Genomic DNA, 15,888 nt, shown 5'->3' on the forward strand with positions numbered 1-15,888 from the left:
TCAATCTCTGTATAGGCGCGTGAGTAGTGATTATTTGCTATGAGAAGCGATGAAGCGGAAATATCTCGCTAAGAAACCGTTTACACTCACTAATTGGACGATATAGACATGACATGCAAAATAACCCTTGATTCAGTTTTTACTAGTGTTATTATGAAAAACGTCATGAATTGAGCGAACAAAAAATGCGAACGGGAGAGATGTCACCCAAATGATTAAACAAACAATTGCTTTTCTAGGTGCAGGATCAATGGCAGAAGCTATGATTTCCGGAATGGTTGAATCGGGAAGTATTCCTGCCCATCAAATCATTGTTACAAATAGAAGTAATCAAGATCGATTAAATGAAATTCAAAGTAAGTACGGTGTGCGTACTGTTTTGAAAGATGACTTAAATTATAGTGAAGTAGATCAATTCATTTTGGCTATGAAACCTAAAGATATAGATGCTGTTCTTGAAGACTTGAGATATAGAATTGATTCTGATCAAGTACTCGTTTCCGTGCTTGCTGGAATCTCCACTTCTTATATGGAAGACCGTCTGAATGATGGTCAGCAGGTCATCCGCGTAATGCCAAACACATCAAGCATGCTTAGAGAATCAGCTACAGCAGTCTGCCCAGGGCACTACACGGGTATGGACAACGTTATGGTAGCTAAAGAATTAATGAAAGCAATCGGTGAGGTATTTTTAATCGATGAAGATAAAATGGACGTTTTCACAGGTATTGCGGGAAGCGGACCAGCGTATTTCTACTACCTTATGGAGCATATCGAAGAAACTGGTAACGCAGAAGGAATGGATCGCGAAACGTTACGTGAAATTGGAGCTCAGACCCTTCTAGGAGCAGCAAAAATGATGCTCGAACGTGATGAGAGTCCATCTGAACTACGACAAAATGTAACATCACCAAACGGAACCACAGCGGCGGGCCTTGAAGCTCTTCATCAGTCCGGTGGAGGAGAAGCAATCTCTGAAGCGATCAAAGGAGCAGCAAGCCGTTCGAAGGAAATGAGCAAAGAACTCGAAGGAATGCTCGTCGGATCTAAATAATATGACGATACCATCTAAACGCAGTAATAGACTAAACAGAGAAAATAGGAGTGATATATTGGTTAACGACACGAACAAGAAACGTGTAGTTATTAAAATTGGCAGTAGTTCATTAACAAGTCTTCACGGAGAAATCAGTCGACGAAAGCTAGAGAAATTAGTAGATGAGGTTGTGCGTCTAAAGGACGACGGGCATGAAGTGTTACTCGTATCTTCTGGTGCAGTAGCAGCTGGTTATCGCAAGCTGGGTTGTCTGACGCGTCCGGATTCTTTACCGGAAAAACAAGCCGCTGCCTCAGTCGGCCAAGGATTGCTCATCGAATCCTACTCTGACTTATTCTTATCCCATGGGTATATGGGTTCTCAAATACTAATTACCAGAAGCGACTTTTCTGATGAAGATCGTTACAACAATGCTCGAAATACAATCAATGTCCTGCTTGAGCGTGGCATTATTCCAATAGTGAACGAAAATGACACGATAACCATTGATCGTTTAAAATTTGGAGATAATGACACACTATCCGCAAAAGTCGCTGGTCTCGTTGATGCCGATGAACTTATCATTCTTTCAGATATTGATGGGCTTTATGACGCAGATCCTAGAAAAAACAGCGATGCTAAGCTTCTCGATAAAGTCCACGAAATTACTCCAGAAATTGAAGCAGCCGCTGGAGATCCAGGCAGCGCTGTAGGTACAGGAGGAATGAAGTCAAAAATCGATGCATTCAAAATTGCTATGGCTTCAGGAATCTCATCCTTCTTAGGAAAAGCAGGTACCGATAATATCGTATATGATGCAGTTTATCGTAATGCCGTCGGTACTTATTTTGAACCGACGAAAGAAACCGAGAACTTGAATGCGAAGAAACAATGGATCGCGTTCAATTCTGGTCCAGAAGGTGAAGTCACTATCGATCATAGTGCCCGTCAAACGATCGTTGATATGAAAGAAGGGCTGCATCCGGTCAACGTCCATCACGTCAATGGCCGTTTTAGAAAAGGAGCTGTCGTTCGTATCCATGATTTAGATGGAGAAGAGGTAGGTTTAGGTGTAGTGAATTACTCTTCTAAACAGTTGGAGAAAATGATCGGGTTGACTGACCCGGAACTTGAATCATATGAACTTGCTGCAATTGAAAGTAAAGATTTAGTATGCCACTTAGAAGTGAAACTGCCGGTAGGCGTGTAAGAGTTAAAATGAAGGAGCCAGTTACGTACTGGATCGCCTTCCTGTTCTAAAGTTTTTATACCCCCACTAAAGTGGGTTTCAAATTTTCAAGGAGGTCTTGGATGACACTAACAAAAGGCAATGTGAACGTTGAGGAACAAGCGATAGAAGCTAAAAAAGCTTCAAAAAAACTGATGGTGCTTTCTGAAAAAGAGAAAAATGAAGCACTGAACCATTTAGCAGACGTACTAGAGAGAGAATACGAAACCATTTTACAGGCGAACGAGAAAGATTTGGAGAACGGAAAAGAAAAAGGATATTCTGAGGCTTTCATGGATCGATTATCCCTATCCAAAGAACGTGTTGCGGACTTTGCCAATGGTTTACGTGAAGTAGCTAAGCTTGAAGATCCAACAGGAAACATTCTTACAGACTGGACGTTAGACAATGGCCTGCAAGTTGAAAAGGTGACCGTACCACTTGGTGTGATCGGTATGATTTATGAAGCTCGTCCTAATGTCACGGTAGACGCGACGGGCCTTGCTTTGAAATCAGGAAATGCGATCGTATTAAAAGGCGGATCTTCTGCGATCAACTCCAATGCGGCGATCGTAGACGTGATCCACAAAGGATTAGCTGAAACGAAGATCCCTAAAGAAGCGGTACAGTTTATCGCAAGCACTGACCGTGCAGCTACGAACGAATTATTCACAATGAAAGAACACATCGACGTTCTTATTCCGCGTGGTGGAGGCAAGCTGATTCAAGCAGTTGTTGAAAATGCCACAGTTCCAGTTCTTGAGACTGGAGTAGGGAACTGCCATATCTATGTTGATAAAGAAGCCGACGCTACAAAAGCAATCAATATTCTAGTGAACGCAAAAACAGACCGTCCGGCAGTATGTAATGCAGCCGAGACACTGATCGTTCATGAAGAATGGCTTGAGAAAAACAGTGAGGCTTTGATTGAAGCTCTGCAGCGCAATAACGTGAATGTTCATGGTGATGAAAAAGCTGTAAGCGTCATTCCAGGAGCTGTTCCTGCCGGTCATGAAGACTGGGCCAATGAATACTTGAGCACAGACATCGCTGTTAAGACCGTGAGTGATGTCAACGAAGCGATCGGCCATATTGAAACGTATGGTACAAAGCACTCTGAAGCGATCGTTACCGAAAATGATGAAACTGCTAAGTTATTTTTAAGTCTTGTAGATGCTGCGGCTATTTACCATAATGCATCTACCCGCTTCACAGATGGCGGAGCGCTAGGCTTCGGAGCGGAAATCGGTATTTCCACACAGAAGCTTCATGCACGTGGACCTATGGGTCTGCCAGCGTTGACTACGGTTAAGTTCTTAATGAAGGGTAACGGTCAAATTCGATAAAAACACTTTGACTTAAAGGAAGGGAAGCTTATTGCTTTCCTTCCTTTTTAGTGTGCATGAGTGGAGAAGATTCCGCCTGATTAAAGAAGATATCTGGGCAAAGCAGGTATCTGATTCAGACTGGCAATTTTCTAAGTTGTATAAATTTTCTCCTTATCTTTACAACATCCTTATTTTAGGATATGTTGTTAGAATCTTAGTCTTAAAAGCTATGCTAAATGTCGTGGTTAGCCCCTATCTCTTCATAAATTACCGAAACTGAGTATTCAAGAAAAGAGAGTTTACATGAACAATACTGAAACTTTAAAAAAGGGGGGAGATTATGAGACAAAAAGAAGCGGTTAAGGCAATTACTGAAAGCTTGAAGAAGGACCCGCTGGTAAAAGCTGTGTTTTTAAAAGGGTCGATGGGGCGTGGGGAAGAGGATGAGCACTCAGATGTGGATCTGTATGCTTTAGTAGATGATGAATCCTCTTTTCTGAAGAATAGAGAACATCATCTCAAGGAATATAAAGAAATCCTCTTTTATGATGACATCTTTATTATTGCCCCGCAGATCATAGCGGTCTATGAGGATTTGCTGCATGTTGACTTATTTACAGTGACGGAAGAGACACTGATTCATAAGGATTACTTAAAAGTGCTGTACGATCCTGAAAACCGGATGGAAAAAGGGGAGCAGCATTTAAGGCTCAGTGAGCAGGAATTTCTCGATGCAGTTGATGATGCCGCTTTTTTCCTGCTGCAGTATAAGAAGTCTGCGGGACGGGGTAATGATTTATGGTCGGTAAAAGTATTAAATGATGTGGCTGAAAATACGGCGAGAATATTGTTACATAAATATTGTCCAAAGAGGGCTCAGCTTGGACTGAAGACAATTGAACGATCATTATCAGAAGAAAATAAGAAGGAACTGAAGGAAATATATGAAGAACTGACGATTTCTCGTCATTCTTTTTCGGCGCAGAAAATCGCTCAGCTGTTAGACAGTGAATTTGATTGGATCGTGCAACGACTCCCCCGAGCTAATTTTACGGAGGCCTTCTTAAGGAGAATGATTGATGAAACGAAATAAAATAAGGAACATTGAAAACCTTCCTGAGAACACCGCTATCTATCAAGATAACTGAGCGTACAGTCACGACACTCGAGCGAATAGTAAACAAGTGAAGCAAAGATCAGTTGATTTATAGTGTAGTATGCTAGAATAGACCTTGAACTGTAAGGAGGATGGAATGTTGAATCATAAACCTTTACATCGTTTTCGTATGGCGGGTTTTGCAGAGGGACTATCGCTGCTGATCCTAGTCTTGATTGCGATGCCTTTAAAATATATTGCTGGAATTCCGGAAGTAGTGAGTGTAGTCGGTGCTCTGCATGGTTTCTTTTTTATTGCTTATGCTCTTATAGCGCTGTACACGACATACAAGGTCCGCTGGTCGTTTCAGTGGCTGGCCAGTGCGTTTGTCGTAGCATTTATCCCGTTCGGGAATTTCTGGCTGGATCACCGAATTAAACAATCGTTTTATTAAAAAATCGCCGTTTTTCTCATTATGAGAAAAACGGCGATTTTTCATTTATTCTTTAACGGGTATCCAGTTTGGTACACTCATAATCTTCGTCCACATAGGTTCAGGGATGACGACTTCGTCTTTTTTATCAGGATCCATCTTAGTACGTACAGGTTCGCCTGTTTCAGCTTTTTGCACCCAATCAGGATCGATGAGCAGTTCCCTGCCTAATGAGACGAGGGGCACGGTTTCTAAAGATTGTTGTACATCTTCTAAAGAGTAAAGGGAGCCTACGCCCATGACTGGAACTTTATGGCCTATTCTTTCTGTTATGAGTTCTATGACGGAATTATCGTCATTTTCATTTCTTATAGACGATTGAGAAAACTGCATGAGAGATACATGAACGTAATCTAATCCTTGTTCAGATAAAACGTCGACAAACTGCATGGTATCTTCTAGAGTAATTCCAGGCTCTTCTCTTTCTTCAGGGGATAGTCGGTATCCTATAATGAAATGACCATTCGCGTGAGTATTTACCGCGTTTTTTACAGATTCAACAACCGCGAGTGGAAAATTCATGCGATCGCGTACATTGCCTCCCCATTGATCTGTACGACGGTTGGAATGAGGAGAAAAGAATTGCTGAAGAAGGTAGGTGTTTGCCCCATGGATTTCTACACCATCAAAGCCTGCTTCGATCGCACGACGTGCAGCCTCACCAAAATCGATAACGGTTTGCTGAATCTCTGCAGACGTCATCTCCCGCGGTGTCGGGGCACCTTCGCGTTCAGCTGGGACCGCACTTGCGCTCACCGTTTCTTCGTCAGGAACTAAGTGAGGCGGGCACATACGTCCACCATGGTAAATTTGTAAAATGGCTTTCGAACCCTTCTCGTGAATACTGGCTGCTAATTTCCTCAGGCCGGGAATAAGCTCATCACGGTCGACTCCGATTTCACCATCGAACCCTTTGCCCTGTGCGTTTACATTAGCGCATGCCGTAATCACGGCACCTACTCCACCAGCACGCCGTGCATAATAGTCAAGTTCCTTAAGAGAAACTGTGCCGTCATCGTTTGATAGAAAATTTGTCATAGGGGCCATCAGGATACGATTTTTCAATTCTGATCCCGAAGGTAATGTATATGGATCAAATATATTCATTGCCATTCCTCCTTCATCATTGAGAACAAGAATAGTCTATCATTTGCTTGCGACGCTGTCTTTAAAATTGCTTGTCCCTACTATTTATAAAGGCAGCCAGAATTGTTGTAGCATCGGCGTTCAAAATTATTCTTATATAATTTTTAAGGATTTTCAGATAATAATTATTTAAAAATAGTTTTAATTATAATTTACAAGGGTATTTCATATACAAAGCCCATAGTAGCCATCTGACTATTGATGGGGAATACTATTTTAATTTTATGAAAGAGAGGGTATTATGTCTGAAAAAAATAATAAAAAACGTATGACGACCAACCAAGGTGTACCTATTTCTGATAATCAAAATTCAAGAACAGCAGGAAGAAACGGCCCGATACTTATCGAAGACTATCAAATGATTGAAAAAATTGCTCACTTTGACCGTGAACGCATACCTGAACGAGTAGTGCATGCGCGCGGAGCAGGAGCCCATGGGGTCTTTGTCACGAAAAACAGTATGAAAAAATATACAACAGCAGATTTTCTACAGGAAGAAGGAAAAGAAACTCCGTTATTTACTCGCTTCTCAACCGTGATTCATGGGAAACATTCACCTGAAACGGCTCGAGATCCGCGCGGCTTCTCCGTTAAGTTCTATACAGATGAAGGAAACTATGACTTTGTAGGAAATACTCTACCCGTATTCTTTATTCGTGATTCCATCAAGTTTCCCGATGTGATCCATTCACTGAAGCCTGATCCAATAACGAACGTTCAGGATCCAGCTCGTTACTGGGACTTCATGTCGCTGTCTCCAGAGACAACGAATATGATGCTTCACCTATTCACCGACGAAGGAATCCCTGCAACGTACCGTAATATGCGTGGGTCAAGTGTACACGCGTTCAAATGGTACAATGCTGAAGGAGAAACGTTTTATGTGAAGTTGCGCTGGCAGCCGAAAGAGGGTATAAAGAACTTGACTCCTGATGCAGCTCAGGAAGTTCAAGGAAAAGATTTCAACCATGCTACAGTAGATCTTTATAATGCTATTGAAGATGGGAACTATCCGGAGTGGGATCTTTATGTTCAAGTCCTGCACCCGGATGAATTGAATGATTTTGATTTTAACCCATTGGATGCAACTAAAGATTGGCCGGAAGAGGTCATTCCTTGGGAACATGTAGGAACTATGACGTTAAACAAAAACGTAGATAATTTCTTCGAAGAAACGGAACAGGTCGGTTTCAACCCTGGTGTTCTTGTCCCGGGAATGCTGCCTTCTGAAGACCAGCTCCTTCAGGGACGCCTATTCTCTTATTCGGACACTCAGCGACACCGTGTAGGACCGAACTATCAGCAGCTGCCGATTAACCGTCCAAAAGTTGAAGTGAATAATCATCAGCAGGATGGATTCATGGGACGCGACAGCGGGGTTCGCCATACGAATTATGAACCGAATAGTCAAGATGGAGAACCCGCTCCAGTGGAAGGATATGAAGAGCCGCCACAGCCAATCAATGGTACAGCTGGACGCGAAATCATCGATAAACCGAATTACTTTGGTCAAGCCGGTCGTATTTATAGAAGCTATGACCAACAGACGAAAGAAGCGCTTATCCGTAATGTCATGATGGATTTCGATCAAATTGAAGACCGTAACATCGTAGGTCGTCAAATCGCCAACTTCTATCAGGCAGATGAAGAGCTAGGGAAAACTCTAGCTGATAAATCTAATATTAATCTGGATCAATTTGTAGGAAATACTGTGTGATCCATGCTTAGAAAAGCTTTACCTTCCTTTTGAAGGTAAGGCTTTTTCTTTTGATGGAAGACTATATTAAATATATGTTGATATTTATTTAGTCTTCCTTAGCTTAAAGTCAAAGTTTCGGGATCTGCTCAGGTTGAAAATTTTACTCCATACGATGACATTTATGGGGAGAGAACAGGTGACCAGACTGAACGATCTGTTAGGGAAGAGACACGAACTGTTAATTATGACGTTAGGGAAAAGTGAAAATATGAGAAAGTTAAATGAATAACCATTCACTAAACGCTTGAATTTTCAGAATTATCCATTTAGAATAGAAAGTACATACTAACCGTTTGGTATGTTAACGGTAGAATAGGAGTGAAGGCAAATGAATTTCGATTATTCCGAGAAAGTGAAGACATATCAGCAGAAGCTATATGATTTTATGGAAGAGTATATTTACCCGAATGAGATTGTATACGAAGAACAATTAAATGCCCAGGAATCAAGGTGGGCTGGTGTCCCGCCTATTTTAGAAGAACTGAAAGAAAAAGCAAACAAAGAAGGACTTTGGAACTTGTTTCTGCCTGATGATACATATGGAGCTGGGCTGACGAATAGCGAGTATGCGCCATTATGCGAAATTATGGGACGTTCACTGCTGGCTCCGGAGGTGTTTAACTGTAACGCACCAGATACAGGAAATATGGAAGTTCTTACACGCTATGGAACAGATGAACAAAAAGAAAGATGGCTGCAACCTCTCCTCAAAGGAGAAATCCGCTCGTGTTTTTCTATGACTGAACCAGACGTAGCGTCATCTGATGCGACCAATGTGGAAGCTAGAATTGAGCGCGATGGTGATGAATACGTCATAAATGGCCGGAAATGGTGGTCTTCAGGTGCAGGTGATCCAAGATGTGAGATTGCTATTTTTATGGGGAAGACGGATCCGGAAGCTGCAAGGCACGAGCAGCAATCTATGATTCTTGTCCCATTAGATACAGCAGGTGTTTCAATAAAAAGGATGCTGCCGGTATTTGGTTATGACCACGCTCCCCACGGACACGGGGAAATTGATTTTGAGAACGTAAGAGTTCCTGCATCTAATATTCTATTAGGAGAAGGAAAAGGTTTTGCCATCGCTCAAGGCAGACTCGGACCAGGACGAATTCACCACTGTATGCGTCTGATAGGTGCTGCGGAAAGAGCGCTTGAAGAATTATGTAAGCGTGTTCAAAGCAGGGTAGCTTTTCATAAGCCACTGGCAGAACAAGGAGTTGTCCGGGAGTGGATTGCGGACTCTCGCATTGAACTTGAGCAAGCGAGACTGCTTACACTGAAAGCAGCTTATATGATGGATACGGTAGGAAATAAGGCTGCCAAATCAGAAATAGCCATGATTAAAGTAGTAGCACCGAGTATGGCACTCAGGGTGATTGATCGAGCCATTCAGGCTCATGGAGCAGCGGGTGTCAGCGATGATTTCACGTTGGCTGCCCAATGGGCGAATTCAAGAACACTACGTTTAGCTGATGGTCCTGATGAAGTTCATAGAAGACAGATAGCTAAACTCGAATTGGCTAAGTATAAGGAGGAATAGATAGATGCATGTAATGGAGCTGTTCAATTTAAAAGGCAAGACCGCCATTGTGACTGGGGGAGGACGAGGTTTAGGCGAGCAAATAGCAGAAGGTTTGGCAGAAGCTGGGGCAAATTTAGTTTTATGTTCCAGAAAAAAAGCTGCTTGTGATGAAGTGGCAGAACGTCTGGAGGAACAACTGGGTGTCGAGACTTTGTCGTTAGCCTGCGATGTGACAAACCCTGAAGGTGTGCAGCAAGTCGTCGATCAAGCTCTAGAGAAATTCGGCACGATAGACATTCTAGTGAATAACAGTGGTGCTACATGGGGAGCCCCTGTGCTCGAGATGCCCCTGGAAGCTTTTCAAAAGGTCATGAATGTCAATGTAACTGGCACTTTCCTTATGTCTCAAAAGGTGGGGGAAGTGATGGTCAAGCAGCGCTCAGGAAAAATCATTAACATCGCTTCGGTAGCTGGACTGGGCGGGGCTGATGCCAGGTTTATGGACACGGTCGGCTATAACGCCAGTAAAGGAGCGGTCATTACATTCACGAAAGATTTAGCAGTGAAATGGGGGCAGAACAATATTCAAGTAAACGCTCTGGCCCCAGGATTTTTCCCTACAAAAATGTCCAAAGGCGTCCTTGAACAGGGAGGAGATTTCATTTTAGATCGAACACCGCTTGCCAGGTTTGGAAGTGAAGAAGATTTAAAAGGAGCTGCTTTATTTCTGGCATCGAACGCTTCTAATTACGTAACTGGAGATGTGCTCGTTGTAGACGGCGGCATGCATGCTTCATGTTAAATACTCGGGCAATCAAAGAAGAAAGGGATGGCCAGGCCATGAAGGGAAAAATGCTTGATACATGTATCTCCCTATTCGGCCGTAAAGGATTTCGAGAAACGTCTATACAAGACATCGTCGAAGCCAATGGCATAACTAAGGGATCGTTCTACTACTACTTCAAAAATAAAGAGGATGTGCTCGTTTACATTCATGATTCATTCATTTCAGACCTTCTGAATAAGCAGAAGAGGATCATAGAGGCGGAGGAAATGTCTTATAAAGAAAAACTCCATGCCATGGTTGAGATGATGGTGAAAAATATCGCAGATGGTGCAGATAGTGCCATGGTTTTCTTTAGGGAAATCAGAAATTTGAGCGAAGCAAAAACGAAAGAAATTTTACCGAAAAGAGATCTGTTCCAAAAGAATATTCAGAACGTCATCGAAGGAGGAATGTCACACGGAGAATTCCGGTCTGACTTAAGAGCTGATATGCTCTCTTATGCGGTGTTAGGTGTAGCGAACTGGAGTTATTTCTGGTATGAGCCGGACGGTCAGGTGGATGAACAGCAGCTGACAAACATCTATATGACGATGATCTTACAAGGTATTGAGGAGGAATCATAATGAATGTGCAGAACGTTACGGTAATCGGTGCCGGAGCCATGGGCCATCAAATTGCCATGCTGAGTGCCCTCGCTGGATACAAGACGAGTATTCAAGATGTAAAAGATGAATCATTACGGCAGGCAAGGTTGAAACTGACAGAAATTATGGACCAATGGATAGGTAAAGATAAAATTACGATAGAAGAACGGGAGCAGGCTTTTGAAAATCTTTATTTTACAAATGATATAAGAGAGGCTGCAGGAGATGCTGATCTTATCATCGAGGCGGTTGTAGAAAAATTGGATATTAAGCGGGAAGTTTTTGCTGAAGTCGATAAGTCAGCTCCCAAACATGCGGTCTTAGCTACTAATTCATCAACTATTGTAAGTTCATTGATAGCTGATGCTACTAGCCGGCCTGAGAAAGTATGTAATATGCATTTCTTTTTTCCACCCCTGGTTATGGACTGCGTAGAAGTCGTTAAAGGAGAGCACACCTCCGATGAAACAGCTCAGCTTGTTATGGAGGTCAGTAAACGAATGAATCGTACAGCCGTTTTGCTTCAAAAAGAAATCTCAGGGTTTGTCGCTAATCGTATTCTCTTCGCCATTCAAAAAGAAGCTATGGCCTTATATGAAGGGGGATATGCAGACTTTCAGGATATCGACAAGATTGTGAGAAAAGCACTTCGTCACCCAATTGGACCTTTTGAACTGATGGACCTTTCAGGCATAGATGTGGGCTATTATGTAATGCAGCAACAGTTTAATGAAACGGGTGATCCTAAAGATAAGCCTTCTCAAACACTTGTCGATAAAGTAGAAGCTGGCGAACTGGGAAGAAAAACAGGGAAAGGTTTTTATACGTACCAATCTAACGTAAAAAAGTGAGGAGAAGAACAATGCACGAAACAGTGATACAAGTCAGGTTCTGTGAAACGGATTTACTCGGCCATGTAAATAATAATAACTTTTTTATCTACATGGAAGACTCGAGAATTAAGTTTTTTGAGGAGCTGAAACTCGTTGATGAAAACTGGAACTTCATTTTAGCTTCAATAAAATGCGATTTTCTTAAGCAGGTGTATTATGGCCAGGAAATACTTATAAACACTAGAGTCGTTAAAGTAGGGAATTCAAGCTTTCACTTGGAACAAGATATGTTAGAAAAAGAGTCGGGAGTTTTAGTTGCTAGAGGATTTTCTGTAATCGTGCAGTTTGATTTTGACAAGCAGTTGAGCAAGCCTTTGTCGGAAGATATGAAGAGGCAGCTGGAATCGCATCAGCTGGCTCCAAAGTAAGGAGGTTCATTCATGGAAGAGACAAAGGATACACGGAAGGTTAGAGAGGGCGAAGAGTTAGATGGAAGAAAAATTGAAACATTTATAAGAGAAAATTTCAATGAGGTTCCGGATGAACCTCTCCAAGTCCGTCAATTTGGAGCTGGTCATTCCAATTTGACCTATGAATTAAAGGCAGGAGATTGGGAGGCGGTTCTTCGGCGTCCTCCAAAAGGACCTGTTGCTCCAAAAGCACATGATATGGAAAGAGAATATCGTGTTTTAAAAGCGCTTCACAGTAAATTTCCACTAGCACCGGAACCTTATGTTTTTGACGAAGGGAAAGTGTTAGGTAAACCATTTTTTATTATGGAGCGGCGCCATGGATTTGTAGTAGACACTGAATTTCCAGATGAGATGAAGGACGTTCCCGATCTCGCAAGGAAGCTTTCCAGCACGATGGTCGATCGGCTGGTTGAACTGCATTCCATAGATTACAAGACGACCGGCCTCGAACAAATGGTCAAGCCTGAGGGTTTTATGGAGCGTCAAGTTCATGGCTGGATTAAAAGATTCGATCAAGCTCGTACGGATGACGTAGTCTCCGGTGAACGACTGAAAAAATGGCTCACCCATCATGTACCTGATTCAAATCAAGCTTCTATCATCCATTACGATTACAAGCTCAACAATGCGATGTTCAATAAAAAGGCGGAAATGACCGGATTGTTCGACTGGGAAATGACGACTGTGGGAGACCCCTTAGCCGATTTAGGTTCCGCAATGAGTTACTGGATTGAAAAAGACGATCCTGGGCTGATTCAAACAGGACTGGGCAAACCGCCAGTAACCATTAAGGATGGATTTTATACACGAGATGAATTCATACAGCGTTACGCACAAAGAAGCGGGCGGGACATGGAACAAATCCACGTCTACGTAACCTTTGCATATTTCAAGCTGGCAGGAATCGTCCAGCAGATTTACTACAGGTATAAAAAAGGTCAAACGAATGATCCGCGGTTCGCTGACATGAACGTTTTTGTCAATAACTTAATTGAACACGCAGAAGAAACGGCAGGTTTATAATGAGAAATATCCAGCTCATTTTCAAAAAAGAAGACATTGAACCAGAGCAGATGAAAGGTAAAGTGGCTGTCGTATTCGATATATTGTTTGCCACTACAACGATTACCGCAGCACTTGAGGATGGAGCCGAGTCAGTATTCGCTGTTTACGATCAAGCCCAGGCCCGCGAAAAAGCCAGATCATTGGATGAAGATTCTTATGTTCTTGCGGGGGAAGAACAGGGGCGGACTATCGATGGATTCTATCATCCTTTAAGAACGTACCTGAACCCTATAGTCAAAGGTAAACATCTGATTCTCTCAACGACGAATGGTACTGTAGCCATCAATCGGTCCAGTCAAGCGGAACATCTGTATACTTCTTCATTGTTAAACAATAGAGAAATGGCAAAACACTTAGTAGAACAGCACAAAGGTGATCAGACAATCGTATTAGTCTGCTCTGGTACGAGCGGGCATTTTACGATGGAAGATTTTTATGGAGCGGGCAGCCTTCTATCCTATTTAGTAGAAAAAGAAACATTCAACTTATCTGATGCAGCCCAAACCGCTCTGCAGTTCTATAATGGATTATCCTTATCTCCGTATGAATTGCTTAGGTCGACTAAGATAGGGAACATTCTGCTCGATTTTGGCATGCATGAGCGAGAGCTTAAGTTTGCTGCCCAGGAAGGCAGTCTCCATACAATATGTAAATATGACCAAGACAGCAGGCAAATTAAGGAGGTTGAATAAATGAATCCGCTCGAAACGATTGTTAAAGGAGGAGGTTTCTTAATCCATGAAATTCTTCCTGAATCTATTTTCACTCCAGAAGACCGAACAGACGAACATAAAATGATCGGCGACACCGCTCGGCAATTTATTTCCCGGGAAATCCACCCATATAGAAAAGATTTAGAAGCGGGAAATTTTAAACTTGTAGAAGAAAAAATGAAGCACGCAGGTGAACTCGGTCTGCTTAGTCACAGTATTCCTGAACAATACGGCGGACTGGGTCTAGATAAAATCAGTAAAGGGATAGTAGGTGAAGCTCTAGGAAATGCGAGCGGGTATAGTGTAGCTCATTCCAACCACACATGTATTGCTACTCTGCCGATCACCTATTTTGGAACACCTTTACTAAAAGAGAAATATTTACCGAAGCTGGCAAGCGGGGAATATATTGGCGCTTATTGTTTAACCGAACCAGAGGCAGGATCAGATGCTCTATCAGCCAAAACGACTGCGACTTTGAATAGCGAGGGTACCCATTATATTTTAAACGGTACAAAAATTTATATCACCAATGCTGCATTCTCAGATACTTTCATAGTATATGCCAAAGTAGATGGAGTACATTTCACGGCTTTTGTAGTAGAGCGCACTTTTAAAGGGTTATCAATTGGACCTGAAGAAGACAAAATGGGGATCAAGGGCTCATCCACTTGTTCAGTCATCCTCGAAGATTGTGAAGTACCGGTTGAAAATCTGTTAGGTGAAGTAGGGAAAGGGCACCTGATCGCTTTAAACGTACTCAATCTAGGACGCTTTAACCTTGGGTTTGCTACAAATGGAGCGGCTAAATACTGCTTGAAACTTGCCATAAACCATACGACCGAAAGAAAGCAATTCGGTAAAACCATTGCAGAATTTAATGCCAGCAAACAAAAGCTCGCCAAGATGAACGCTCGTATCTATGCCACCGAATCACTTCTTTATAGAACAGCAGGACACATTGAATCCGTATTAGGCAGCTATTATGAATCAAGTGATCATAAAGCAATCGCTCAATCGATGAATGAACACGCTCTTGAATCAGCCATATGTAAAATCACCGGATCAGAAACTCTTGATTACATTGCAGATGAATCCTTGCAGCTGCATGGAGGAGCTGGGTTCATTAAAGAGTACCCGATTGAACAAGCCTACAGGGATTCTAGAATCAATCGGATTTTTGAAGGAACCAACGAAATCAACCGTCTCCTCATACCCGGTATATTTTTCAAAAAGGCGGGCAAAGGCGAATTTGATGCCCGTACCATCATGGAGAAAGCCGAGTTCTCCCTTAAAAATGGTGAATTCAAGAACAATGAAGGACCATTAGAAAAATTGCAAGAAGCCGTCCGTTTATTCAAAGATCTTTATTTGGTTTGTGCGGGTGCCGCTTATCATATGTATGGAAACGCTATTCAGAACGAGCAGGAAACGCTTATGAATCTTGCCGACCTGGTTATTGCGATTTACGAAAGTGAGTCCACCGTCCTGCGCACAATGAAAGCTATTCAAAATTCAAAGCCAAATGCTGCTCTTAAAACTAAACTGGCCTATACAGTAGTAGAAAATGCTGCTCTGTCCGTCCACCAATCGGCGACATTACTTCTTTCAAATCTATTAACAGGTGAAGAAAGGCTGAAAAGTTTACAAAATATTGCGTTCCTGCTCAGTGCCTATCACTGGGAAGATACAATTGAGCGTAACCGGACTATAGCGGATATCCTCATTGAAGAAAAACAGTATACATCATAAAAAATAAGGA

General features: G+C 42.3%; 15 protein-coding genes. 14 read left to right on the plus strand and 1 reads right to left on the minus strand.

The window, feature by feature from the left end; all coding sequences use genetic code 11:
- Positions 1-211 precede the first annotated feature (211 nt).
- From proC to LF817_RS02155, 5 genes are all read left to right on the plus strand, one after another.
- A complete protein-coding gene (gene proC / locus LF817_RS02135) occupies positions 212-1,054 on the plus strand; it encodes a pyrroline-5-carboxylate reductase (protein WP_253934110.1) in 843 nt (280 codons plus the stop codon).
- Between the two features lie 58 nt (positions 1,055-1,112).
- On the plus strand, positions 1,113-2,246 hold the full coding sequence (gene proB, locus LF817_RS02140; RefSeq protein ID WP_253934111.1) for a glutamate 5-kinase: 1,134 nt from the start codon (positions 1,113-1,115) through the stop codon (positions 2,244-2,246).
- A 101-nt stretch (positions 2,247-2,347) separates the two neighbouring features.
- On the plus strand, positions 2,348-3,610 hold the full coding sequence (locus LF817_RS02145) for a glutamate-5-semialdehyde dehydrogenase (protein ID WP_253934112.1): 1,263 nt from the start codon (positions 2,348-2,350) through the stop codon (positions 3,608-3,610).
- A 322-nt stretch (positions 3,611-3,932) separates the two neighbouring features.
- Positions 3,933-4,685, plus strand: a complete 753-nt coding sequence (locus tag LF817_RS02150) for a nucleotidyltransferase domain-containing protein (RefSeq protein ID WP_253934113.1) — start codon at positions 3,933-3,935, stop codon at positions 4,683-4,685.
- 160 nt (positions 4,686-4,845) lie between these two features.
- Positions 4,846-5,142 carry a DUF3817 domain-containing protein gene (locus LF817_RS02155; protein ID WP_253934114.1) on the plus strand — a complete coding sequence of 99 codons (297 nt, stop codon included), beginning with the start codon at positions 4,846-4,848 and terminating at the stop codon, positions 5,140-5,142.
- A 45-nt stretch (positions 5,143-5,187) separates the two neighbouring features.
- Here LF817_RS02155 and LF817_RS02160 read toward each other — a convergent pair whose 3' ends face one another.
- Positions 5,188-6,288, minus strand: a complete 1,101-nt coding sequence (locus tag LF817_RS02160; RefSeq protein WP_253934115.1) for an NADH-dependent flavin oxidoreductase — start codon at positions 6,286-6,288, stop codon at positions 5,188-5,190.
- A 280-nt stretch (positions 6,289-6,568) separates the two neighbouring features.
- Here LF817_RS02160 and LF817_RS02165 point away from each other — a divergent pair, with 280 nt between their 5' ends.
- From LF817_RS02165 to LF817_RS02205, 9 genes are all read left to right on the plus strand, one after another.
- Positions 6,569-8,044: a catalase gene (locus tag LF817_RS02165; RefSeq protein ID WP_253934116.1), complete on the plus strand. Its 1,476-nt coding sequence runs from the start codon at positions 6,569-6,571 to the stop codon at positions 8,042-8,044.
- A gap of 370 nt (positions 8,045-8,414) precedes the next feature.
- A complete protein-coding gene (locus tag LF817_RS02170; protein ID WP_253934117.1) occupies positions 8,415-9,629 on the plus strand; it encodes an acyl-CoA dehydrogenase in 1,215 nt (404 codons plus the stop codon).
- Positions 9,630-9,633: 4 nt separating this feature from the next.
- On the plus strand, positions 9,634-10,413 hold the full coding sequence (locus tag LF817_RS02175; RefSeq protein WP_253934118.1) for an SDR family oxidoreductase: 780 nt from the start codon (positions 9,634-9,636) through the stop codon (positions 10,411-10,413).
- 38 nt (positions 10,414-10,451) lie between these two features.
- Positions 10,452-11,021 (plus strand): TetR/AcrR family transcriptional regulator, encoded by a 570-nt coding sequence (locus tag LF817_RS02180; RefSeq protein ID WP_253934119.1) that lies wholly within the window; start codon positions 10,452-10,454, stop codon positions 11,019-11,021.
- Positions 11,021-11,893, plus strand: a complete 873-nt coding sequence (locus LF817_RS02185) for a 3-hydroxyacyl-CoA dehydrogenase family protein (RefSeq protein WP_253934120.1) — start codon at positions 11,021-11,023, stop codon at positions 11,891-11,893. The genes LF817_RS02180 and LF817_RS02185 overlap by 1 nt, the downstream gene beginning before the upstream one ends.
- An 11-nt stretch (positions 11,894-11,904) precedes the next feature.
- On the plus strand, positions 11,905-12,303 hold the full coding sequence (locus LF817_RS02190) for an acyl-CoA thioesterase (protein ID WP_253934121.1): 399 nt from the start codon (positions 11,905-11,907) through the stop codon (positions 12,301-12,303).
- 12 nt (positions 12,304-12,315) lie between these two features.
- Positions 12,316-13,371 (plus strand): phosphotransferase family protein, encoded by a 1,056-nt coding sequence (locus LF817_RS02195; RefSeq protein ID WP_253934122.1) that lies wholly within the window; start codon positions 12,316-12,318, stop codon positions 13,369-13,371.
- Positions 13,371-14,105 (plus strand): 2-phosphosulfolactate phosphatase, encoded by a 735-nt coding sequence (locus tag LF817_RS02200; RefSeq protein ID WP_253934123.1) that lies wholly within the window; start codon positions 13,371-13,373, stop codon positions 14,103-14,105. Before LF817_RS02195 ends, LF817_RS02200 begins: the two co-directional genes overlap by 1 nt.
- Entirely contained in the window at positions 14,106-15,878 is a 1,773-nt protein-coding gene (locus tag LF817_RS02205) for an acyl-CoA dehydrogenase family protein (protein ID WP_253934124.1), read from the plus strand. It abuts the gene before it with no gap.
- The last annotated feature ends 10 nt before the right edge of the window (positions 15,879-15,888 follow it).

This window comes from Halobacillus sp. A1 (genome assembly GCF_024189295.1).
Taxonomy (GTDB): domain Bacteria; phylum Bacillota; class Bacilli; order Bacillales; family Halobacillaceae; genus Halobacillus_A.

Coding starts and splice junctions, on each gene's coding strand:
- proC (WP_253934110.1), top strand. CDS start 212: ATGATTAAACAAACAATTGCTTTTCTAGGTGCAGGATCAATGGCAGAA.
- LF817_RS02145 (WP_253934112.1), top strand. CDS start 2,348: ATGACACTAACAAAAGGCAATGTGAACGTTGAGGAACAAGCGATAGAA.
- LF817_RS02150 (WP_253934113.1), top strand. CDS start 3,933: ATGAGACAAAAAGAAGCGGTTAAGGCAATTACTGAAAGCTTGAAGAAG.
- LF817_RS02155 (WP_253934114.1), top strand. CDS start 4,846: ATGTTGAATCATAAACCTTTACATCGTTTTCGTATGGCGGGTTTTGCA.
- LF817_RS02160 (WP_253934115.1), bottom strand. CDS start 6,288: ATGAATATATTTGATCCATATACATTACCTTCGGGATCAGAATTGAAA.
- LF817_RS02165 (WP_253934116.1), top strand. CDS start 6,569: ATGTCTGAAAAAAATAATAAAAAACGTATGACGACCAACCAAGGTGTA.
- LF817_RS02170 (WP_253934117.1), top strand. CDS start 8,415: ATGAATTTCGATTATTCCGAGAAAGTGAAGACATATCAGCAGAAGCTA.
- LF817_RS02175 (WP_253934118.1), top strand. CDS start 9,634: ATGCATGTAATGGAGCTGTTCAATTTAAAAGGCAAGACCGCCATTGTG.
- LF817_RS02180 (WP_253934119.1), top strand. CDS start 10,452: ATGAAGGGAAAAATGCTTGATACATGTATCTCCCTATTCGGCCGTAAA.
- LF817_RS02185 (WP_253934120.1), top strand. CDS start 11,021: ATGAATGTGCAGAACGTTACGGTAATCGGTGCCGGAGCCATGGGCCAT.
- LF817_RS02190 (WP_253934121.1), top strand. CDS start 11,905: ATGCACGAAACAGTGATACAAGTCAGGTTCTGTGAAACGGATTTACTC.
- LF817_RS02195 (WP_253934122.1), top strand. CDS start 12,316: ATGGAAGAGACAAAGGATACACGGAAGGTTAGAGAGGGCGAAGAGTTA.
- LF817_RS02200 (WP_253934123.1), top strand. CDS start 13,371: ATGAGAAATATCCAGCTCATTTTCAAAAAAGAAGACATTGAACCAGAG.
- LF817_RS02205 (WP_253934124.1), top strand. CDS start 14,106: ATGAATCCGCTCGAAACGATTGTTAAAGGAGGAGGTTTCTTAATCCAT.